This window comes from Mesorhizobium sp. 131-3-5, from assembly GCF_016756575.1.
Taxonomy (GTDB): Bacteria; Pseudomonadota; Alphaproteobacteria; order Rhizobiales; family Rhizobiaceae; genus Mesorhizobium; species Mesorhizobium jarvisii.
Map to the genome: position 1 here is coordinate 1,861,883 of NZ_AP023254.1, position 21,450 is coordinate 1,883,332.

General features: G+C 63.7%; 23 protein-coding genes. 5 read left to right on the forward strand and 18 right to left on the reverse strand.

All coding sequences use genetic code 11. The features are described from left to right. Nucleotides 1-21: 21 nt before the first annotated feature. On the reverse strand, nt 22-600 hold the full coding sequence (locus tag JG747_RS09070; protein WP_223217855.1) for a TetR/AcrR family transcriptional regulator: 579 nt from the start codon (nt 598-600) through the stop codon (nt 22-24). Nucleotides 601-698: 98 nt separating this feature from the next. Here JG747_RS09070 and JG747_RS09075 point away from each other — a divergent pair, with 98 nt between their 5' ends. Next, the gene (locus JG747_RS09075) at nt 699-1,607 is read left to right on the forward strand and encodes an SDR family oxidoreductase (protein ID WP_202361636.1); all 909 of its coding nucleotides are present in this window, start codon (nt 699-701) and stop codon (nt 1,605-1,607) included. A gap of 17 nt (nt 1,608-1,624) precedes the next feature. Here the strand turns inward: JG747_RS09075 and JG747_RS09080 are convergent, their stop codons facing one another. Next, complete coding sequence (locus JG747_RS09080; RefSeq protein ID WP_019861292.1) at nt 1,625-1,972, reverse strand: GFA family protein; 348 nt, start codon at nt 1,970-1,972, stop codon at nt 1,625-1,627. Nucleotides 1,973-2,088: 116 nt separating this feature from the next. On the opposite strand from JG747_RS09080, the gene JG747_RS09085 reads away from it, so the two are divergent. Next, a complete protein-coding gene (locus JG747_RS09085; RefSeq protein WP_202361637.1) occupies nt 2,089-3,384 on the forward strand; it encodes an amidase in 1,296 nt (431 codons plus the stop codon). A 15-nt stretch (nt 3,385-3,399) separates the two neighbouring features. On the opposite strand, the gene JG747_RS09090 is transcribed toward JG747_RS09085, so the two are convergent. Genes JG747_RS09090 through JG747_RS09110 form a run of 5 tightly spaced genes read right to left on the reverse strand, consistent with a single transcriptional unit; the run spans nt 3,400 to nt 7,664 of the window. Next, the gene (locus JG747_RS09090) at nt 3,400-3,789 is read right to left on the reverse strand and encodes a hypothetical protein (RefSeq protein WP_019861290.1); all 390 of its coding nucleotides are present in this window, start codon (nt 3,787-3,789) and stop codon (nt 3,400-3,402) included. A 40-nt stretch (nt 3,790-3,829) separates the two neighbouring features. Beyond that, a complete protein-coding gene (locus JG747_RS09095) occupies nt 3,830-4,822 on the reverse strand; it encodes a hydroxyacid dehydrogenase (RefSeq protein ID WP_019861289.1) in 993 nt (330 codons plus the stop codon). A gap of 2 nt (nt 4,823-4,824) precedes the next feature. Beyond that, nucleotides 4,825-5,544 (reverse strand): FadR/GntR family transcriptional regulator, encoded by a 720-nt coding sequence (locus JG747_RS09100; protein WP_019861288.1) that lies wholly within the window; start codon nt 5,542-5,544, stop codon nt 4,825-4,827. 2 nt (nt 5,545-5,546) lie between these two features. Further along, a complete protein-coding gene (locus JG747_RS09105; protein ID WP_064980927.1) occupies nt 5,547-6,716 on the reverse strand; it encodes a mandelate racemase/muconate lactonizing enzyme family protein in 1,170 nt (389 codons plus the stop codon). A gap of 60 nt (nt 6,717-6,776) precedes the next feature. Next, the gene (locus tag JG747_RS09110; RefSeq protein ID WP_019861286.1) at nt 6,777-7,664 is read right to left on the reverse strand and encodes a sugar phosphate isomerase/epimerase family protein; all 888 of its coding nucleotides are present in this window, start codon (nt 7,662-7,664) and stop codon (nt 6,777-6,779) included. Between the two features lie 402 nt (nt 7,665-8,066). On the opposite strand from JG747_RS09110, the gene JG747_RS09115 reads away from it, so the two are divergent. The 3 genes from JG747_RS09115 to JG747_RS09125 are packed head-to-tail and all read left to right on the forward strand — an operon-like array spanning nt 8,067 to nt 11,258. Next, on the forward strand, nt 8,067-9,122 hold the full coding sequence (locus tag JG747_RS09115; RefSeq protein WP_064981681.1) for a sugar phosphate isomerase/epimerase family protein: 1,056 nt from the start codon (nt 8,067-8,069) through the stop codon (nt 9,120-9,122). Nucleotides 9,123-9,176: 54 nt separating this feature from the next. After that, nucleotides 9,177-10,364, forward strand: coding sequence for a Gfo/Idh/MocA family protein (locus JG747_RS09120; RefSeq protein WP_038649804.1), 1,188 nt, complete (start codon nt 9,177-9,179; stop codon nt 10,362-10,364). A 42-nt stretch (nt 10,365-10,406) separates the two neighbouring features. Then, nucleotides 10,407-11,258, forward strand: a complete 852-nt coding sequence (locus JG747_RS09125; RefSeq protein WP_038649802.1) for a sugar phosphate isomerase/epimerase family protein — start codon at nt 10,407-10,409, stop codon at nt 11,256-11,258. A 48-nt stretch (nt 11,259-11,306) separates the two neighbouring features. Here JG747_RS09125 and phnE (JG747_RS09130) read toward each other — a convergent pair whose 3' ends face one another. The 11 genes from phnE (JG747_RS09130) to JG747_RS09180 all read right to left on the reverse strand — a co-directional run bounded on the left by phnE (JG747_RS09130) (nt 11,307) and on the right by JG747_RS09180 (nt 21,449). Beyond that, nucleotides 11,307-12,674, reverse strand: coding sequence for a phosphonate ABC transporter, permease protein PhnE (gene phnE, locus JG747_RS09130; protein WP_202361638.1), 1,368 nt, complete (start codon nt 12,672-12,674; stop codon nt 11,307-11,309). A gap of 3 nt (nt 12,675-12,677) precedes the next feature. Continuing rightward, nucleotides 12,678-13,649 carry a phosphonate ABC transporter, permease protein PhnE gene (gene phnE / locus JG747_RS09135; protein WP_038649796.1) on the reverse strand — a complete coding sequence of 324 codons (972 nt, stop codon included), beginning with the start codon at nt 13,647-13,649 and terminating at the stop codon, nt 12,678-12,680. A gap of 55 nt (nt 13,650-13,704) precedes the next feature. Further along, entirely contained in the window at nt 13,705-14,613 is a 909-nt protein-coding gene (phnD, locus tag JG747_RS09140; protein WP_019861278.1) for a phosphonate ABC transporter substrate-binding protein, read from the reverse strand. A 148-nt stretch (nt 14,614-14,761) separates the two neighbouring features. Beyond that, nucleotides 14,762-15,619: a phosphonate ABC transporter ATP-binding protein gene (phnC, locus tag JG747_RS09145; protein WP_202361639.1), complete on the reverse strand. Its 858-nt coding sequence runs from the start codon at nt 15,617-15,619 to the stop codon at nt 14,762-14,764. A gap of 234 nt (nt 15,620-15,853) precedes the next feature. Continuing rightward, entirely contained in the window at nt 15,854-16,564 is a 711-nt protein-coding gene (locus JG747_RS09150) for a DUF1868 domain-containing protein (RefSeq protein ID WP_202361640.1), read from the reverse strand. Between the two features lie 85 nt (nt 16,565-16,649). Then, complete coding sequence (locus JG747_RS09155) at nt 16,650-17,267, reverse strand: DapH/DapD/GlmU-related protein (RefSeq protein WP_027047411.1); 618 nt, start codon at nt 17,265-17,267, stop codon at nt 16,650-16,652. After that, nucleotides 17,264-17,971, reverse strand: a complete 708-nt coding sequence (phnL, locus tag JG747_RS09160; protein WP_202361641.1) for a phosphonate C-P lyase system protein PhnL — start codon at nt 17,969-17,971, stop codon at nt 17,264-17,266. The genes JG747_RS09155 and phnL overlap by 4 nt, the downstream gene beginning before the upstream one ends. Before the next feature lie 2 nt (nt 17,972-17,973). Next, nucleotides 17,974-18,750 (reverse strand): phosphonate C-P lyase system protein PhnK, encoded by a 777-nt coding sequence (phnK, locus tag JG747_RS09165; protein WP_013892928.1) that lies wholly within the window; start codon nt 18,748-18,750, stop codon nt 17,974-17,976. Next, nucleotides 18,747-19,646, reverse strand: coding sequence for an alpha-D-ribose 1-methylphosphonate 5-phosphate C-P-lyase PhnJ (locus JG747_RS09170; protein WP_027047410.1), 900 nt, complete (start codon nt 19,644-19,646; stop codon nt 18,747-18,749). Before JG747_RS09170 ends, phnK begins: the two co-directional genes overlap by 4 nt. 274 nt (nt 19,647-19,920) lie before the next feature. After that, the gene (gene fosX, locus JG747_RS09175) at nt 19,921-20,340 is read right to left on the reverse strand and encodes a FosX/FosE/FosI family fosfomycin resistance hydrolase (RefSeq protein WP_019861273.1); all 420 of its coding nucleotides are present in this window, start codon (nt 20,338-20,340) and stop codon (nt 19,921-19,923) included. Then, nucleotides 20,337-21,449, reverse strand: coding sequence for a carbon-phosphorus lyase complex subunit PhnI (locus JG747_RS09180; RefSeq protein ID WP_202361642.1), 1,113 nt, complete (start codon nt 21,447-21,449; stop codon nt 20,337-20,339). Before JG747_RS09180 ends, fosX begins: the two co-directional genes overlap by 4 nt. Nucleotide 21,450: the final 1 nt, after the last annotated feature.

Below are 21,450 nucleotides of genomic sequence, written 5' to 3' on the forward strand. Positions count from 1 at the left end.
CATCCAGCGGCCCGAGAACCATCATGGTTTTCGGGCCGCTGCCGTCGTGATGGCGGCAACGAAACGGTTGAGGCTGTCCTCGACGTAGACGGCGACTTCAATCGTCGGATCGAAACTCCACCACAGCAACGATCCCTGCCAATGCGATGCCATCAGCAGGCCGATGTCCTGCGGTGAGCCGGGCGTTCCGGCAAAGCAAGGCGCGAGGGCATTGCACAGGGTTGTTTTCCAGGCGGCACCGCGCGTCCTGAGCATGGGGTCACGCAGATCCTCGCGCAGGACAAGCAGGCCCTCGGCATAGGATTCGATGCCGCCATAGCCCTGCGACAGCGCGACCAGCAATTCGACCGCGCCGGCAGGCGTTCTGGGAACGGCGGCCGCCAGCGTCCTGGTCTTGTCGTCAAGACCGTCCCAGGCGTGCAGCAAGGTGCGCTGCTTCAACCGTGCCTTGTTCCCGAAGCGCTGCACCAGGGTTGCACCGGAGAGGCCACAGGCTTTTGCCAAGCGCTCGAAGGTGAGCGCTTCCGGGCCGTGCTCGTGGATCAATCGCAATGCGGCTTCCAGCACCTGCTCGTCGGACTGGGTTTTGGGCCGGGTCATCTTGACATCCTGATATAACCGAATGATCATTTATATATGATGCGAGCGGCGCGAGCCAGCCCGGTTTTCATCGATGGTGCCGTTTTTGGGAGAGTTCAATGATGTTGCAAGGAAAAGTTGCCCTGGTCGCCGGCGGCACACGAGGCGCCGGACGCGGCCTAGCGGTCGAACTCGGCGCCGCCGGCGCAACGGTCTATGTCACGGGGCGGAGCACGCGTGCCCAGCAATCCGAATATGCCCGGCCCGAAACAATCGAGGAGACGGCGGAACTGGTCACGGCCAACGGCGGCAACGGCATCGCCGTCCAGGTCGATCACCTCGTGGCCGATGATGTGCGCGGGCTGGTCGAGCGCATCCGCAAGGAACAGGGCCGCCTCGATATACTGGTCAACGACATCTGGGGCGGTGAAAAGCTGTTCGAATGGGACAAGTCGGTATGGGAGCACAATCTGGACAATGGCTTGCGTATGCTGCGTCTGGCCATCGACACCCATCTGATCACCGCCCACCACGCGCTGCCGCTCATGATCGAGCAGCCGGGCGGACTGCTGGTGGAAGTCACCGACGGCACGGCCGAGTACAATGCCGAGCACTACCGGCTGTCACCCTTCTACGATCTTGCCAAGGTCGCGGTGAATCGCATGGCGTGGGCTCATGCCAAGGATCTTTCGAAACACGGCGCCACCTCGGTCTCTTTGACGCCAGGCTGGCTGCGGTCGGAGATGATGCTGGAGGCCTTTGGCGTGCGCGAGGTGAATTGGCGCGATGCCACGGCAAAGGTGCCGCATTTCATTATTTCGGAGACACCGCGCTTCATCGGCCGTGCCGTTGCCGCTTTGGCGGCGGACACGGACCGCTCGCGCTGGAACGGGCAGTCGCTGTCCAGCGGCGGACTGGCGCAGGTCTACGGCTTTACCGATCTCGATGGTTCGCGGCCCGATGCCTGGCGTTATCTACCGGAGGTTCAGGACGCCGGCAAACCCGCCGATGCAACGGGTTACCGGTAAGGCAATCCGGAATCGCTTCACAGCGAGCGTCCGTCGAAGTCGAAGATCGGCAAGGTGGACGGCTCGATATCGGCGACGCAGTTGAGGTTGACATAGGCGCTGCGCTCATCGCCTTCCCGGACGTCCTCGGCGAAAGGATGGATGCCGCAGGTGCGGCAGAAGCGGTGCGCCATGGCGTGGTTGCCGAACGTATAGGTGCCCAGATCGTCGCCCCAGGCCAGGACCGTCAGGCTCCCATGCGGGATGGCACATAGGAGCGCGCCCTTGCGCGAGCAGATCGAACAATTGCACCGCACGGCGCCGGTCAGTTCCGCCTTGAATTGGAAGGCGATCTTGCCGCAATGACAGCTGCCTTTGTAGAGCATCAGTATCTTCCTATCGCTGACAGGTGCAAAGGCACGCTGGCCGGGTTATCCCTTTCGCAGGCCCAACCGGCTGCCTGCCTTAAAGACGTTGCATCCTGGCGGAGTCCGACATCGACATGCAATCCATCCGCGACCGTCTCGAAATCATCCTGTCACGTCTTGCCAATCGTGCGGCCGACGAAAAGGTCTTTACCAAGCTCTATATCGAGGCCGCGCGGGCGGCGGCTGATGCCAGCGACGCCCGCGGCCGAGCCGGCGTGACGCTCGGACCGCTCGACGGCGTCATCGTCTCGATCAAGGATCTGTTCGACGTTGCCGGTGAACCAACCACGGCCGGCTCGCTGATGCGAAAGACCGCTACGCCCGCCGCGCGCGACGCCGCCATCGTCAGCCGGCTTCGGCAAGCCGGTGCGGTCCTCATCGGCAAGACCAACATGACCGAATTCGCCTTCACGGCGATCGGCGACAACATGCACTACGGCACGCCAGGCAATGCCGTCGATGCCAGCCTAATTCCTGGTGGTTCGTCCTCCGGCGCCGGCGTTTCCATCGGCGAGGGGACGAGCGATATCTCCATCGGATCCGATACCGGCGGCTCCATCCGCATTCCGGCGGCGCTCAATGGTGTCGTTGGTTTCAAGCCGACAGCGCGGCGGGTGCCGCTGACCGGCGCCTTTCCGCTGTCTGGCACCTTGGACTCGATCGGGCCGCTTGCCCGAACCGTTGCGCAATGTGCCGCCACAGACGCGGTGATGGCCGGCGAGGTGCCGACCGAACTGGCGGCCATATCGCTCGCGGGACTTCGCGTCGGTGTGCCGCGCGGTGTTCTTTTTGGCGACACGGAAGGTGAAGTTGCCGGGGCGTTCGAGCATTGTCTCGGCAAGATAGAAAAGGCGGGCGCGCGCATGGCCGATCTGGTGATCGACGACATGATCGCGGAGTTCAGGACCGCCACCAAGCGTGGCTCGATCGCTGCCATGGAAGGGGCCGAAGTGCATGCCGACTGGCTGGCGACAGGTGCATCGGTACCGGTCGACCCGCATGTCAGCGGACCTTTGTCGCGGGCGGCGATGCTGCCGGCGCCCGTCTATATCAGGGTCCTGCGCTGCCGCAGCGCTCTCATTGCCGCCATGGACGAGCGGCTGGCATCGGTCGATGTGCTGGCCCTGCCGACCACGCCGGTGATGGCGCCGACCATCGTTTCCATGGCCGAGGATGCCGAACTGCGGGACCGCGTCGAAGGCCTGCTGCTGCGCAACACGCAGGTGGCCAACCAGTTCGACCTCTGTGCGATCTCGCTGCCGATGCCCGACATGGCGCTACCGGCCGGACTGATGCTGGTCGCGCGCAACGGCCACGACCGGCATCTGCTGCGGATAGCCGCCGAAACGGAGCGGCTGCTGGGCGGCTGACCGGCAATTGGCCGATCAGCGCGAGGAACAGTGCTTGCGTTCGCTGTCCTGGGCGGTGCGCACGATGCGTGTCGCGACCAGCCAGGGCAGACTGTAATCCTTGCCGGTGATGGTCTGGGTACGCTGCTCGATCGAGCCCCTGACGACGATCCTCCCCGAGTAGAGCACGTCGGACTGATCCGTTATCGCCTTGTCGGCCTGCGGTAATCCGCTGGCGTCGATCAATACACCCTTGATGATCTTGCCTGTGGCAAGGTCGAGAGCGCTGTTCGACGGGCAGGGCGCCTTGAGGCAGCGCAGCCCATTGTCGCAATAGACATAGCTGCTTTCGGCCGCCGCGAATGCCGGCAGGGCGAAGATGGACGAGGCTGCGGCAATCAGAAATGCGAGGCGAAGACTGGACATGGCTGCAACGTCGCCGAAAATTGGGGCGAAACAGCGATTGCTATAGGTCGAGCGGAAAGCGCCGCCGGTAGTGATCGACCGCTTCCGGATTGCGCAGATTGACCGGCAGCTTGCCGTCCAGCACCAGCAAGGCTTCGCCCGCCGCGCCGATGCCCATGCGCATCATCGATTCCTCGGTAATGCCTGCCATATGCGGGGTGATGATGACGTTGTCGAAGCCGAAATAGGGATGATTGGACGGCAGCGGCTGCGTCGAAAACACATCGAGTGCCGCACCGCCGATGCGGCGTTCCCGCAAGGCCTCGATCAGGGCGTCGTCATCGACGACCGGCCCACGCGAAACGTTGATCAAGAGCGCATTGGGTTTCATGCGGGCGATGCGCTCGCGGCTGATCAGGCCGCGCGTCTCCGGCGTCAGCGGACAGCAGAGCACGATGATGTCGCTCTGTTCGACCAGCGCGTCGATCGACAGGAAGCCGACTTTCTCGGGCGCCGGCTGCATGCTGCGCGTCGTTGCCACCACCTTCAGGTCGAAACCGTGCGCGGCGATATGGCCGACGGCTTGCCCGACGGCGCCGAGGCCGACAATGCCGATGGTCTTGCCGGCAAGCTCGATGTTGGAATTGGCGTGCTCGCGCCCGGCGAGCCAGCCTTTGGCGCGCAGGTCGCGGTCGACCCTGCGGAATTGCCGCAGCAGCGCAAGTGCGGTGAACATGACGTGTTCCGCCACCGAACGGGCATTGACCGCCGGCACATTGGCCACCAGCACGCCGGCCGCCGTCGCCGCCTCCATCGGGATCATGTCGAGCCCGGCGCCATGGCGGATGGCAGCCCTCAGCTTCCAGGCGCCCTCGAACAGCGCCGGCGGCAGCGGTGCACGCACGATGACGATGTCGGCGTCCTTGGCCTCCCGGGTCAAGGTGGCGGGATCGAGCGCCGATGCGATGACGAGCTGGCCGGCGCCCGCGAGCTTGGCCGAAGCGCGCGGATGCAGCGGATGGGTCGACAGGATCTTTGGCACGGTCTGGGCCACGCTCAGGCCTTTTCGAGCGCCGGGCTCGCGGGCGTAGCCGCATTGCCGCCCTCGATCAGGCCCTTCCAGTAGCTCTCCGCCCCTTGCAGATGGGCGCTCATCAGTGCCTGGGCGAGATTGCCGTCACGGCGCAGCAGCGCCTCGTAGATCTGCACATGCTCGGCATGCGAACGCACGCTGCGTTCGGGATCGTTGAAATAGATCGGCAGGCGCTGCTCGCCCATCAGATAGTAGACGCTGCAGATGTTGTGGAAGACGCTGTTCTTGGTGGCGCGCACAATCTCCAGGTGGAACTCGCGGTCCTCTTTGGCCAGACCTTCGCCGGCAGCGATGCGTTCCTCGGAAGCCTTGAGGATCTCGCGCAGTCGCTCGAAATTCTCCTCGGTGGCGCGCGAGCAGGCAAGTTCGGCGGCCTTGATCTCGTGGATCTTGCGCAACTCGACCGTCTCGTAGATCTGCAAGGGATCGAGCGGCAGGCCGGCGCGCGCGAACAGCGCCAGCGCCTCGACGCTCGCCTGCTTGGTGTCGATGTAGATGCCGGATTTGGCGCGCCGCTCGACGATGCGCATGGCTTCGAGGATGGCCAGCGCCTCGCGGATCTGGCCGCGGCTGACGGCGAAATGCTCCGCCAGCTCACGTTCGGATGGGGTGCGGCCGCTCTCCTTGTCCGAGTGGGAGAACAGATAGGCTGCGAGTTCCGCGAGAAGGTTCTTTTCTTTCATCGTCAATTGCGTTGCGCGTGCGCCTCCAGGAATCGCTCAGAAACGGTGAATCCCAATCCGGGCTTTTCCGGGATCGCTATCATACCGTCCTGTGCTTCGACAGTCTCTTCGATCAGATCGTGGATCATCGGGTTGGCGCCGAGTGAATATTCGACGGTGAAACTCGACGGCGAGGCGGCGCAGACATGCAGCCCGGCGAAGAAGCAGGGCGCGCCGGCCCACAGATGCGGCGCAAAGCGCAGATTGAAGGCGCTGGCGATGGTGCCGATCTTCATCGCTTCGCTGATGCCGCCGCAAAAGGCGGGATCGGGCTGGAAGATGTCGGCGGCCTTGAGCACGGCGAGGTCGCGGAAGGCATAGCGCGTCGCCTCGCTTTCGCCAGTGGCGATCGGCACGGCGCCGGAGGCGCGCACTTCCGCCATGCCCGGCTTGTCGTCGGCGATCACCGGTTCCTCGAACCAGGCAAGATCGAGGTCGTTGACGAGGTGGATGAAGCGTTTGGCCTCCGCCACCGTATAGGTGCCGTGGGCGTCGACCATCAGCTCAACATCGGGGCCGAGCGCCTGGCGCGCGGCGCGGACGCGGGCCGCCGAGATGTGCGCGGCGCCATCCATGGCGCCGACCCGCATCTTCAGCGCCTTGAAGCCGCCCCGGGCGATGTAGGATTTCAACTGCTCGCCGATGGCGTCGGCGGACGCCCAGCCGCCCGAGGCATAGGCCTGCATGCGGTCGATCTTGCGGCCGCCGAGCAGCCGCCAGACCGGCTGGCCGAGTGACTTGCCCAGGATGTCCCAAAGCGCGATGTCGACGGCGCTGATGGCAGCGATGCTCATGCCGCGCCGCGCCAGTTGCGGCATGGCGTGGCCGGCGCGGGCGGCACTGTCGTGGCGCACGCCGTTGTAGAGCATTTCCCAGATGATGCCGATGTCGGCCGGATCGCGGCCGATCAGCTGCGGCCCGACCTCCTGGTTCAGCATGTGGACGAGGGCGCCGTAGCTGCCGGCGCTGCCGGCAGCGTTCTTGCCTTCGCCCCAGCCGACCAGTCCGTCATCGGTTTCGATGCGCAGGATGGCGGCGTCGAAGGTCGTCACCTGGCCGAAGTCGCTGCGGTGCTGCCGAGCGGCTTCGATCGGGATGCGGACCCACCAGGCTTGGACGGTCTTGATGCGCATGTCTTTCCCCAGCCCCGCCGCCGGTCAGGGCGAAAGGGCGAATTTCCCAACAGTCGTCGACTACTTGATCAGCGGCAGCAGCGTTTCGGCGGTGATGCGCATCTGGTCGGTGTAGAATTTCTCGGTCAGCACGCTGGAGCCGTGGTCCTGGATGAACTTCAGCTGCTCAGGCGAGATATCGACCGGGTGGCGCTCGACCATTTCGGGATAGGGTGCCGCCGGCGTGCGGTCGACCGGGGCGACGAATTCGTTGGTCAGCGCGCCGTCGTAGCCGACCTCCTTCAAGGTGGCGACGATCTTCGGCCAGTCGATCTGGCCGAGGCCGGCTGCGAAGCGGTTGTTGTCGGCGACGTGGAAGTCGAACAGGCGCTTTCCGACCTGACGGATGGCGTCGTAGACGTTAAATTCCTCCATATGGATGTGGTAGGCGTCGAGGCAGACGCCGCATTCGGGGCTGACCGCGTCGGCCAGCGCCAGCGCCTGGGCGCCGCGATTGAACAGGTAGGTCTCGAAGCGGTTGAGCGGCTCGACGGCGATCTTGACGCCGACCTTCTTGGCATGGGTGAAGCATTCGCGGGTCGCGTCGACCACCCATTTCCATTCCTCTTCCTCGGTGCCGTCCGGCACGACCTTGCCGACCGTCGCGGGGACGAGCGTGATGATCTCGCCATCGAGCTCGCTGACCATGGTCAGCACGTCCTTGACGTACTGCACCGAGCGCTCGCGCTGACCCTGGTTCTTGGCGGCAAGGTTGCGTTCGCCCAGCATCAGGGTCACCGCGCCCCAGCAGCGAATGCCATGCTCCTTCAACAGCGCCCGCGTCTCCTTGGTCTTGTACTGCTCGGGCTCGCCGGAAATCTCGATCGACTCATAGCCGAACTTCTTGATGCGCTTGAGCGTCGTCTCCAATGGTTCCGCCCGCATCCAGTTGTGCGTCGAAAGATGCATGGTCTGTCCTTCCCAAATTCGTCCGTATCGTCTGCCTTCGACATGCACCGCCGAAAGACGGCGCAAGGGTTCCTCCCCAAGGCATCCCCAGCCTTTTTCCTGCAAACTGGTTCGACCAATTGGGCCTGAAGTGAGGTCTACAGCAAATTGCCTGGAACGGCAAGAAGCGCGGATGCGCAACTTGCTGTGCGAATTATTCCGTTGATTATATTGTGATATATGCCGATGCTTTGGACATTCGCAGATCTCGATCGATGCATTGCCAGGCTTGACCAAATTCCCCTATTTGGTAATACCAGAATGGCAGTGCCTGCAAAGCGCCCGATGCAAAAAGACCAAAATGGCTGGCCCTGCTTCCAATCGGCGCTATGCTTGGTCGCGACACAATGAGGGAGGATGCCGATGCCGACGACAATGAAGGGCCCTGGACTGTTTCTGGCGCAGTTCGCGGGTGACGCAGCGCCATTCAATTCGCTGGCCGCGATCACCAAATGGGCCGCCGGTCTCGGCTATAAGGGCGTGCAGATCCCGACCTGGGACGCGCGCCTGTTCGATCTCGAGAAAGCGGCGTCTTCCAAGACCTATTGCGACGAGGTGAAGGGCATTTGCGCCGATGCCGGCGTCGAGATCACCGAACTGTCGACGCATCTGCAGGGTCAGTTGGTGGCGGTGCATCCGGCCTATGACGCGCAGTTCGACGGCTTCGCGCCGGCCTCGGTCCACAACAATCCCAAGGCGCGGCAGAAATGGGCGGTCGAACAGATGAAGTTCGGCGCCAAGGCCTCGAAGAATCTCGGCCTCAAGGCTTCGGTGTCCTTCTCCGGTGCGCTGGCCTTCCCCTACCTCTACCCCTGGCCGCAGCGGCCGGCCGGTCTGATCGAGGAGGCCTTCGCCGAACTCGGCAAGCGCTGGAAGCCGATCCTCGACGTCTATGAGGACAATGGTGTCGATGTCGGCTACGAAATCCATCCCGGCGAGGACGTGTTCGACGGCGCCACCTTCGAGATGTTCCTCGAGGCGGTCGGTGGCCACAAGCGCTGCAACATCAACTACGACCCGTCGCACTTCCTGCTGCAGCAACTCGACTATCTCGAATTCATCGACATCTACCACGAGCGCATCAAGGCCTTCCACGTCAAGGATGCCGAGTTCAACCCGACCGGCCGGCAAGGCGTCTATTCCGGCTATCAGAGCTGGACCAACCGCGCAGGACGCTTCCGCTCGCTCGGCGACGGGCAGGTGGATTTCGGCGGCATCTTCTCCAAGTTGACGCAGTACAATTATGATTCCTGGGCGGTGCTGGAATGGGAGTGCTGCCTGAAGCACCCCGAGGATGGAGCTGCCGAAGGGGCGCCTTTCATCCAGCACCACATCATCCGCGTGACGGAGAAGGCATTCGACGACTTCGCCGGTGGCGCTACGGACAAGAAAGTGCTGCGCGCGATGATGGGAATCTGACACGGCTTTCCCTTCCCCGGAGGGAAGAAGTATCCAAGACACGAGGGACAAAACATGGTCGGTGCATCGAAATCGGAAACGGGAGGCGGCCCGATCCGCTATGGCATGGTCGGCGGCGGGCAAGGCGCCTTCATCGGCGCGGTGCACCGCATAGCGGCGCGCCTGGACAATGAATTCGTGCTGGTGGCTGGTGCGCTGTCGGCGAACCCCGAGCGCGCCAAGGCTTCGGCCGCCGAACTCGGGCTCGATCCGGATCGCAGCTACGCTTCCTATGCCGAGATGGCCAAGGCCGAGGCCAAGCGCCCCGACGGCATCGAGGCGGTGGCCATCGTGACGCCCAACAATGTCCATGTGCCGGCAGCCAAGGCGTTTCTCGAGGCCGGCATCCACGTGATCTGCGACAAGCCGCTGGCGACGACACTAGCCGAGGCGAAAAAGCTCGCCGCGGTCGTCGAGAAGACCGGCAAGGTGTTCGTGCTCACCCACAATTACACCGCCTATCCGATGGTGCGGCAGGCGCGCGAAATGGTGGCCAAGGGCGTGCTCGGCGACATCCGCATCGTGCAGTCGGAATATCCGCAGGACTGGCTGACCGAGGACCTCGCCGCCACCGGCCAGAAGCAGGCATCATGGCGCGGCGATCCCAAGCAGGCGGGCGCCGGCGGTGCGCTGGGCGACATCGGCACCCATGCCTACAATCTTGCCCGCTTCGTCTCCGGGCTAGAGCTGGATTCGCTGTCGGCCGATCTCGATGCCTTCGTGCCGGGGCGGCTGCTCGACGACAATGTCAACGTCATGCTGCGCTTCAAGCCCACCGGCAAGACGCATCCTGCCAAGGGCATGATCTGGGCGAGCCAGGTGGCGCCCGGCCATGAGAACGGGCTGAAGCTGCGCATCTATGGCTCGAAGGGTGGGCTGGAATGGGTGCAGGCCGATCCCAACTATCTCTGGTACACCCCATTCGGCCAGCCCAAGCAGTTGATCACCCGCAACGGCGCCGGCGCGCTGCCGGTGGCGGGCCGTGTCAGCCGCGTGCCGTCAGGCCATCCCGAGGGCTATCTCGAAGGCTTCGCCAACATCTATCAGGAGGCTGCACGCGCCATTCGTGCGGCGCGCAAGAAGGGTGGCAAGCCGGCCAAGGATGTCGTCTTCCCGACCATCCAGGACGGCGTCGAAGGCATGGCCTTCATCGAAGCCTGCGTGAAATCGTCGAAGAAGAATGGCGCGTGGACGAAGCTCTAAAGCAAAAATGATCCGGGGGGATTAAACGGGGGGAGGGCGTCGATGAAAATCGGCATGTGCATGTTCTTGTGGACGACGGCGGTGTCGAAGAAGCATGAGCCTCTGCTTCGCGACATCAAGGCGACGGGCTTCGACGGTGTCGAGATACCGATCTTTGCCGGCATGCCGGACGATTATAAAAAGCTCGGCGACCTGCTCGATCGCATCGGGCTGGAGCGGACCGCGGTCTCTGCGATGGGCGATCCCTCGATGAACCTGATCTCGGCCGATGCGGCAACGCGCAAGGCTGGTATCGCTTACATGAAATGGGCTGTTGATTGCGCCGATGCGCTTGGCGCCAGGACGCTCAGCGGGCCGCTGCATTCGACGCTCGGCGCCTTTTCCGGCAGCGGGCCGACCCCCGCCGAGAAGAACCGTTCCATCGCCTCGCAGCGCGCCATCGGCGACCATGCCGGCACGCGCAACGTCACCATCGGGCTGGAGGCGCTGAACCGCTTCGAATGTTATCTTTTCAACACGATGGCGGACCTCTCGGAGCACATCGATGCCGTCGGCCGTCCGCACATCAAGGCGATGTACGACACCTTTCATGCCAATATCGAGGAGGCCGACCCGATTGGCGCCTATACGAAGCATCGCCGGAATGTCGTGCATATCCACATATCGGAAAACGATCGCGGCGTGCCGGGGCGCGGCAACATTCCGTGGAAAGAGACGTTCGCGGCGATCCGCAAGAGCGGCTATGACGACTGGCTGACAATCGAGGCGTTCGGGCGGTCGCTGAAGGACCTGGCTGCGGCGACCAAGGTTTGGCGCGATTTTTCCGAGAGCCCGGAAGCTGTCTATCGCGACGGGTATAAGCATATCAGGAATGGGTGGAAGAAGGCGGCTTAGGCTCCTCTCTTCGCGAGATGCCGCCGCCAACCATGGCATCCAGGCCTATCACTCCTGCTCGACCTGGATCCTGTTGTAGTCGTGGATGGTGCGGCTCAGCCGGCGGCGCAGGAAATTCGAGATGTTGTCGAAGATGAAGACGACCAGCAGGATCAGCAGCACCATGTAGAAGACGTTGGCCCAGTTGGAATTGGTGCGCATCGCTTCCCACAGTTTCAGGCCGATGCCGCCGGCGCCGACGGCGCCGATGATGGTAGCGCCGCGTGTGTTGGATTCCCACTGGTAGAGCGTCTGGCTGATGAAGACCGGAATGACTTCCGGCATGACGCCGTAGCGCTGCACCAGGAGACCGTTGGCGCCGGTCGACAGCACACCTTCGCGCGGCTTGTCGTCGATGTTCTCCAGCGCCTCGGAATAGGTTTTGCCGAGCGTGCCGATCTCGGTGAAGAAGATCGCGGCACTGCCCGCAAGCGGACCAGGGCCGAAGGCGCGGGTGAAGAACAGCGCCCAGATCAGCATGTCGACCGAGCGCATGAAGTCGAAGAAGCGTTTCAGGACCTGGCTGAGCACACCGCTCGGCGTGATGTTGCGGGCGGCGAAGAAGGCAAGCGGGAAGGCGACGATACCGCCAAGCAGGGTGCCCAGGAACGCCATGACGATGGTCTGCAGCAGCTTCGTCCAGACGTCACCGTGCTGCCACTGGGCGTTGTTCCAGATGTTGTCGCCGGCCAGCGCCAGGTTCGAGGTGCCCGGCTTCAAATCAGGCCCGGACACGATCAGCGAGATCACCTCTCCCGCCGATTTGCCGAAGAAGGGCGAGCGTGTGTCGAAGACGAAATTCGCCCAGCCGAGGAAGCGCTTGCGCACCTTGACGCGATCGACGGTGACGCGCACTTCGCCGACGAAGCCCATCTTGGCAACCACCTCGTCGTCATGCGCGGCAATCCAGTCCGGCACCGGGCCTGATATCACCGGCTTGCCGCTGGTCAGCGAAACCGGCACGGTCTGGCCGTTGGCCACGATCGTTGCCTGCGCCTTGCCGAAAGTCACGGATTTCGCCGGGCCGTCGATCAGCACGGTGAAGGTGCCGTCCGGATTCTTGATCACCCAGTCGGGGTTCGGGTTCTCGCCAAGCGCGGAAAAGCGCGGGTATTTTGGCGTGATCTCAGGCTGGTCGAGGCGGAATTGCGGTTGCAGGTCGTAGCTGATCCATTGTGTCAGGAACAGCGGCAGACGCTCCCAGTGCGATTCCCGCAGCACTTGCGGCAGGCTGAAGAACCACAGGACATAGATGAGATAGGTCAGGATGCCGATGAACAGGAACAGCGGAGCGAAGCGCTTGTACAGCGGCCGCCGGAACACTTGCGGATAGCGCTCCTCGATCGACAGTATCTCCTCGGCGGTCATGGTCGCCATGATTCACGCCCCCATCATGAAAGCTTGCTCGCCGACCAGCTTGCGGCGCAGCCAGGCGGAGAACTGGTCGATGATGAAGATGGTCGTGAACAAGAGCAGCACCAGCGCCAGCGTCTTGGCGCCGAAGCCGCGCGAGATGGAGAGCTTCAACTCCTCGCCGATGCCGCCGCCGCCGACGGCGCCGATGATGGTCGAGGCGCGGACATTGATCTCGACGCGCAGCAGTGTGTAGGACATGAAATTGGGCAGGACCTGCGGCAGGTCGGCGAAGCGCACGCGCTCGAACCAGTTGGCTCCGACCGCGCGCAGGCCTTCCTCGGCACGCATGTCGATGTTCTCGTTGATCTCGTAGAACAGCTTGCCGAGCGCGCCGATCGAATGCAGGCCGATGGCGATGATGGCGGCGATCGGGCCGATGGAGACGATGGCCGCGAACAGGCCGGCAATGACGATCTCAGGGAAGGCGCGCAGCAGCTCCATAAAGCGCTTGACGATCAGCCGCAGCGCCGGATGGGGCGTCAGGTTGCGGGCGGCGATGAAGGAAAACGGCACGGCGAAGATGAAACCGACGAAGGTCGAGACCAGGGCTACATTGACCGTCGTGATCATCAGCTCGAAATATTCGGGGATGTAGAACCCGCCCCAGACATAGATCCGGCCGAGCGGGAAATTGTATTCCTGGGTGCCGGTGTCATGCGGCGAGGCGATGTCGAACAGTGCCCGCCAGACGTCGTTCCAATCCTTTGGGACCAGCCAGCTCAGAAAATCCAGAATATGCGGCAGCCGGTCGAAAAAGTGCCCGGCATTGGCTTCGTCGGCGAACCACATGCTGGCGAGCAGCGCGGCGAGCAGCAGGCCGACGCCGAGCACTGTATAGAACCGGCGCAGCGACGTCTGGCGTCGCCAGGCATCGGCCATCTGCTGGGGGGCGCCAGAAGAGGCTGTCAATGAGGGGGCTGTCACGGAAAGGGTCATGATCGGAGATGCAAAAAGGGCGGTGCTTTCGGCACCGCCCTTTCCGATTTCGCCGTTAGCCGCCGATGGCTGCCTTACGGGCTTCGACGATGACGTTGTAGAAGTCTGGCTTGACCGGAACGTAGCCGGTGAAATCGCCACCTTCGACGCCCTCGAAGCAAGCCTTGTCCTTCGTCGGCAGCTCGGTGAAGAAGGCGGCGAGCTTGGCGGTCATCTCGTCACCGAGCGCGGTGCGCACGACCAGCGGGCCGTTCGGGATCAGGCCCGAGCGCCAGACTTCGACGAAGTCGTTCGGGTCGACGGCGCCCTTGGCGACGACCTTGTGGAAGGTGCCGGACGTGAAGCCGTTCTTGAAGTCGCCGATGCCGGAGGAATCATCGACCGCGACATCGACCTTGCCGTCGCGCACGGCCAGGATGTTGTTCTCATGGCCGCCGTTGAACTGGGTCGAGGCGAAGAAGGTTTCGTTCGAGGCGCCGGTGTCCTTCGGAATCTGGGTCAGCGGGATCAGGTACCCCGAGGTGGAGTCCGGATCGGCGTAGCCGAGCTTCTTGCCCTTGGCCGACTTGATGTCGGTGATGCCCGAGGTCTTCAGAGCCAGGCCGATCGAATAATAGCCGGTGGAACCGTCGGTCTGCTTGGTGGTGAGGATCGGGGTCACCGCCTTCGGGTCCTTGAGATAGACGCTGGCGTAGCCGGAGGCGCCGAGTTCTGCGAAGTCGAGCGTGCCGCCGAGCAGGCCCTGGATGACGCCGTCATAGTCGGCGGCAGGAAACAGCGAGACCTTCTCGAAGCCGAATTCGGCCTTCAGATGATCGGCCAGGCATTGGTAGTTGCGCAGCCGGTCGGTCTCGTTTTCACCGCCCAGAATGCCGACGCGGAATTCCTTCATGTCGGCGGCGTGGGCCATGCTGGTTGCCATGGCAAGCACCGAAACGGCGCTGAAAACCATCTTCCTGAACATTTGATGTCTCTCCTGTAAGTTCCGGCCCCGCGCCGGCAGCGTTCTTGATCTTGACAAGTGCCCTTGACGCGGGCGGACGATCCCAACCGCCCTTTCTTGGCCCATGATCTTTCCCGAAAACCGGATTCCACTTTTCGGGATCATGGGCTCAGTAACCCGGGAATGCGGGTTCGAGCGGTCCGGCGGATGCGGCAATCTTCTGCTTGAAGGCAACGCTGGTGGAGGTGATGGCCTCCGATATCTCTGCGCCATTGCTGTCAGCGCCATAGACGAGGCGCACGGCCTCGCGGTTGAGCTCTTCCGGCGGGCCGTCGAAGACGACCTTGCCGGCGGCCATGCCGATGATGCGGTTGCAATAGGCGCGGGCGGTGTCGAGCGTGTGCAGATTGGTGACGACCGTGATGCCCTCGCGCAGATTGATGTCCTGCAGCGAATCCATCACCACCTTCGCGTTGAGCGGGTCGAGCGAGGCGATCGGCTCGTCGGCGAGGATCACTTTGGGCTGCTGCATCATGGCGCGGGCGATGGCGACACGCTGCTGCTGTCCGCCAGACAAGGTGCCGGCGGGCTGAAGCGCGGTGCGGGCTATGTCGAGCCGCTCGAGCGCGGCGACCGCCTCGGCGCATTCGGCGCGCGAGAACATGCCGAGAAGGTTGGACAGGGTCGAGCGATGGTTCAATTTGCCGAGCAGGACGTTTGTCAGCACGTCGAGGCGCGGCACCAGGTTGAACTGCTGGAAGATCATGGCGCAGTCGCGCTGCCAGCGCCTCAGCGGCGAGCCGCGCAACCGGGAGACCTCGGCGCCGTCAAAAAAAATCGACCCCTGGCTGGGGTCGACAAGTCGGTTGATCATGCGAAGAAGGGTCGACTTGCCAGCGCCCGAACGGCCGATGACGCCAACCATCTGACCCTGCGGGATCGAGATGTTGACGTCGCTGACGGCGGTGTTCTTGCCAAATCGTCGGCTGACACCACGGATTTCGAGTGTGGCAGAGCTTGCTGGCATGAGCAGGTTCCAGTCCGGACCTTGTTGATCGTCAGGCTCTCGCCTAGCGCAGCCACATGAACCTGCCGTGTCGCCAGCATGTCAGTTTTGTTACGCTCCACAGGCGCGACGGCTGAAGCGCGCCGCGCTGAAACGAATTCATGCGACGCGCTTCAGGTCTTTAGTTTTTATGCATGTCGTTCTCCCAAAACCGGGGCCACTTTCGGGCGACATGCATTGGCGCGTGACCGGCGATCAGCCAAGCACCAGCAATTCCTCGAAGTGCTTCATGTCGCGAAAGGCGCAGAAGGCGGGCGCCTTGATCTCGATCACCGGAGCCTGCCTTGTCAAAAGCGTCAGGCAATCGTCGAACAGAGCCTGCCATGCTGCCGCACGGTCGTCGGCAAGACGCCGGATCTGATACGCGAAGGTGATGTGGAAGACGTAGGCGTCATGATCGGGGTGCCGGTAGCCGAACGGCACCGCCAACGCATCGCGCCATTGACGCATGATGCGCACGTCCTCGTCGGTCGCGCCGGCAACGGTGAGACCGGTGGGCACGACCTCGATCACCTTGATGTTGAAAGGACCGAAGCCCTCGAAGCCCTTCAGGTGCTCCAGATAGAGGCGGGTCATGGCGTCGATGCTGGTGTCGAGCGGTACGTCCTGCGGCCAGTAAGGCAAGCGGCGGCGATATTCGATGACGCCCTGGAACAGCGTCATATGCAGGCTGGAAACGGGCGTGAAGGCGAGCCGGTCGGCGTCGGGCATCGCCAGCATCTTCTCGCGCACCGCAAGCACGGCGGCTTCGGAAGGCGATCCGCTGACGAGATGGCTGACGACGGTGTTGCCGGGCTCGGTCAGGAAATTGCCCGAGGTGTCGTAGCGCGTGCCGAGATGCGCCGGCGGGGTCGGGTTGGTGCCGGCAAAGAATCCGAAAAGCGAGGGTCTGACGGTGTCGAGCATGGCAATCTCCTTGGGGAGATGGCGTCCTGTCCGAGTCCTGTGTCAGAGATATGAACAGGCCCCCTTATGACGGCAATGTGAGGAACTATCCCTCGTATTTCTCCAGGAATGCCTCGGCCGTCAGCTCGCGAAAATCGTCGAGCGAAGCGCGCAGCCTAGCGTGGTCCCAGTCCCACCAGGCAAGCGCCTGATAGCGTTCGGCGGTGCGGCGGTCGAAGCGCTCTCGGATCGGCTTGGCCGGCACGCCGGCGACGATGGTGTAGGGCGCGACATCCTTCGAGACGACCGCGCCGGCGCCGACCGCCGCGCCATCGCCGACAGTGACGCCGGGCAGGACGGTCGAGCCGTGGCCGAGCCAGGTATCGTGGCCGATGGTGACGCGTTTGGCGCGGCGCTGGGCGAAGAATTCGCTCTCGTGCTCGGCGTCGTCCCAATAGTCCGAGGCGCGGTAGGTGAAATGATGCAGCGTCGGCCGCCAGGTCGGGTGGTTGGTGGCGTTGAGGCGCACGCTTGCCGCGATGTTGGCGAACTTGCCGATCGTCGCGCACCAGACAGAGCAATCCTGCATCATGTAGGAATAGTCGCCGAGTTCGCTCTCCGAAACCCGGCTGCGGTCGGCGATCTCGGTCCAGCGGCCAAGCGTCGAATTGTGTACCTCCGCCGTCGGGTGAACCAGCGGCGTCTCCGACAATTTCCTGGTCATGCGGCGAGTTTTCCTGGAGCAAAAGCGGTGACGTCGATGATGCGGTCGGCAACCGCCTCGCGAACATCATGATCGTGGAAGATGCCAAGCAGGGCGACGCCCGCCGCCTTTTTGGCGGCGATGAGTTCGATCACCACGTTGCGGTTGGTAGCATCGAGCGAGGCGGTCGGCTCGTCGAGCAGCAGGATAGGGTGCCCGGTGATGAAGCCGCGCGCGATGTTGACGCGCTGCTGCTCGCCGCCGGAGAAGGTCGCCGGCGGCAGTGCCCAGAGTTTTTCCGGCAGGTTAAGCTGCGACAGCAGGGCGCGCGCCTTGCCGCGTGCAACCTCGCGTTCCTCGCCGCGCTCGACCAGCGGTTCGGCGACGACGTCGAGCGCCGAGACGCGCGGCACGGTGCGCAGGAACTGGCTGACATAGCCGATCGTTTGCCGGCGAACGGCAAGCACGGTGCGCGGGCTGGCGTTGGCGAGATCGATCAGTCCGTCCTCGTGCCTGACGATGATCTGGCCCTCGTCGACGGCATAGTTGCCGTAGAGCATCTTCAGGATCGAGCTCTTGCCGGCGCCCGACGGGCCGCCGAGCACGGTGCATTCGCCCGCCCTGATCGAGAACGAGACACTGGCGACGACAGGCAGTTTGATGCCATCGCGCAGATGCATGGTGAAGCTCTTGGCGACGTCGGAAACAACGAGCGGCGTTGGCATCGTTACACCTGCAAAATGGAAGAAACGAGAAGCTGCGTGTAGGGCGCGCGCGGATCGTCGAGCACGCGGTCAGTGAGGCCGCTTTCGACGACGCGGCCGTCCTTCATCACCATCATGCGCTGCGACAGCAGGCGCGCCACGGCGAGATCGTGGGTGACGACGATGGCCGCGAGGCCGAGATCGGTGACCAGTCCACGCAACAGGTCGAGCAGGCGGGCCTGCACCGAGACGTCGAGGCCGCCGGTCGGCTCGTCCATGAACACCAGCCGTGGGCCGGTAACGAGGTTGCGGGCGATCTGCAGGCGCTGGCGCATGCCGCCGGAAAAGGCACGTGGCTCGTCGTCGATACGGTCTTGCTCAATCTCGACGCGCGACAGCCAGTCGACCGCCGTGGCGCGGATCTTGCCATAGTGGCGGTCGCCCACCGCCATCAGCCGTTCGCCGACATTGGCGCCGGCAGACACCGTCATGCGCAGGCCGTCGGCCGGGTTCTGGTGGACAAAGCCCCAGTCGGTGCGCATCAGGAAGCGGCGCTCGGCCTCGCTCATGCGGTAGAGCTCGCGGAACTGGCCGTCGCGCATGCGGTAGCTGGCGGTGCCCGACGACGGTAAGAGCCGCGTCGACAGGCAATTGAGCAGCGTCGTCTTGCCGGAACCGGATTCGCCAACGACTGCCAGGACTTCGCCCGGCCACAGGTCGAAGGAGACGTTGTCGCAGCCGACGCGCGAACCGTAGAATTTGGAGAGCGCCGAGACGCGTAGCAGCGGTTCGTCGGTCATTGTGCCGGCTCCATTTTTTCGGAAGCAAGATGGATCTCCGGAGCAAGATGGCCGCGATGGCCCTCTTGGCGCCGCTTCTCGCAATGGTCGGTGTCGGAGCAGACGAACATGTGGCCGCCATGGTCGTCGAGGATGACCTCGTCGAGATAGACATTTTCGGCCGCGCACAGTGCGCAGGGCTGGTCGAAGGTCTGCACCTCGAACGGATGGTCCTCGAAGTCGAGGCTGACGACATCGGTGAAGGGGGGCACCGCATAGATGCGCTTCTCGCGTCCGGCGCCGAACAGCTGCAGCGCCGGCGAGCGGTGCATCTTGGGATTGTCGAATTTCGGCGTCGGTGAGGGGTCCATCACATAGCGGCCCTCGACCTTGACCGGATAGGCATAGGTGGTGGCGATGCGGCCGTGCTTGGCGATGTCCTCATAGAGCTTCACATGCATGAGGCCATACTCCTCAAGCGCATGCATCTTGCGCGTCTCGGTCTCGCGCGGTTCGAGGAAGCGCAGCGGCTCGGGGATCGGCACCTGGTAGACCAGCACCTGGCCCGCGGTCAGCGGATGTTCGGGGATGCGGTGGCGGGTCTGGATGATGGTGGCGCCGGCGGTATCGGTGGTGACAGCGACATTGGCGACCTTCTTGAAGAAGGCGCGGATCGATACCGCGTTGGTGGTGTCGTCGGCGCCCTGGTCGATGACCTTCAGCACGTCATCGGGGCCGATGATCGAGGCGGTGACCTGGACGCCGCCAGTGCCCCAGCCATAGGGCATCGGCATTTCGCGCGAGGCGAACGGCACCTGATAGCCGGGAATGGCGATGCCCTTGAGGATCGCCCGGCGGATCATCCGCTTGGTCTGTTCGTCGAGATAGGCGAAGTTGTAGGTGGCGATGTCGGTCATGGTGATCACATCCGCTTTGTGCTATCGAATTGGCGTCCAGGACGCGGAAACAGGGGCGAATTCAGATGAACTCGACCGGATGGATGCATCTCGGAATTGTGCTGGCGGTGTTCGCCGGCGTCGTTCTCTTTTTCCTTCGGCGCATGGTTTTTCCCGCTCCCAAAGAGGGCTCTCAAGGTGAATCCATGGGCGTCGGAGGTGGCGGCTACTCCGGGTATGATAGCTATGGCGGTCATTCCCACGACGGTGGCGGCCACGGGGGCGGGCACTAAGTTCATTGCGCAGCCTCCAACCCCTTGGCATAGCGCGCCAGCCGCTCGGTGAGCGTGCCGGTATGCAGTTCGAACATGTGATTGTCGTCGTCGTAGAAATAGATCGAGCGGCCTTCGCCCTCGACGCGTGGGCGCGGCGGGCGCATGTCGAGGCATAGCTTGCCGACGCGCTCGGCATAGCGGTCGAAATCGGCGTCATCGATCTTGAAGGCGATGTGGTTGTAGCTGCGCTCGGCCAGCTTCTCGCCTTGCATGATGGCGACCCAGATGTCGCCGATCAGGAAGAATTTTTCGCGCGACAGCGAGAACTGCTCGGCGTCGCTGGCATAGACCTCGCGCGCGTCGAAGACGCCCTCGAGTATCCTTGTCATCCGCTCGAGGTCGCGAACGATGAAGGTCATGTGGGACAGGCCTTCGATCATTCCGCGGCCTCCCGCTTTTCTTCCACTCTGGTGGGGTTTTCACGGGCCTCATATTCGGCGCGCATGCGGCGCACGAGGTCCAGCTCGGCCTGGAAGTCGACATAGTGCGGCAGCTTCAGATGCTCGACGAAGCCGGTCGCCTGGACATTGTCGGAATGCGAGATGACGAACTCCTCGTCCTGGGCGGCGGCGACAATGTCCTCGCCGAGCTCGGAGGCGCGCAGCGCCCGGTCGCAGAGCGCCATGGCCATCGCCTTGCGCTCGCTCTGGCCGAAGACGAGGCCGTAGCCGCGGGTGAACTGCGGCGGCGCCTTGGCCGAGCCCTTGAACTGGTTGACCATCTGGCATTCGGTGACCCGCACCGTGCCGAGGGGGGCTGCGAAGGGCAGTTCGGGGACATCGAGTTCCAGCTCGACCTCGCCAATGCGGATTTCGCCGACAAAGGGATGGTTGCGGGCATAGCCGCGCTGGGTTGAATAGCCGAGCGCCAGGAGAAAACCCTCATCGCCACGCGACAGCGCCTGCAGGCGGATGTCGCGCGCCATCGGGAATTCCAGCGGCTCGCGGGTGATGTCGCCGGGCACATGGTCCTGCGGCATCTCGCCATCCGGTTCGATCAGGCCTTCGCGGGCGAGGATCGCCGAGACGCGCGGCATGGCCTGCGCTTCCGTCTCGCGCCGCAAGGGTGCGGCGACGTTGGAGCCAGCGGCAAGCTCGGGGTCGAGCAGCCGGTGCGTGTAGTCGAAGGTCGGGCCGAGCAACTGGCCGCCGGGCAGGTCCTTGTAGGTTGCCGAGACGCGCCGCTCGACCAGCATGGCGCCGGTGTCGATCGGGTTGCTGTAGCCGAAGCGCGGCAGCGTGGTGCGATAAGCGCGCACCAGGAAGATCGCCTCGATCATGTCGCCGCGCGCCTGGACGATGGCGAGTGCGGCGAGCTCCAGGTCGTAGAGCGAGCCTTCGCTCATCACCCGGTCGACGCCGAGCGCCAGCTGCTCGACGATCTGGTCGAGGCGCAGGGCCGGCACCGAACGGTCGCCGCGCCGGCGATCGGCGAGCAGGCTGTGGGCGTTACGAATAGCGGCTTCGCCGCCTTTTACCGCGACATACATC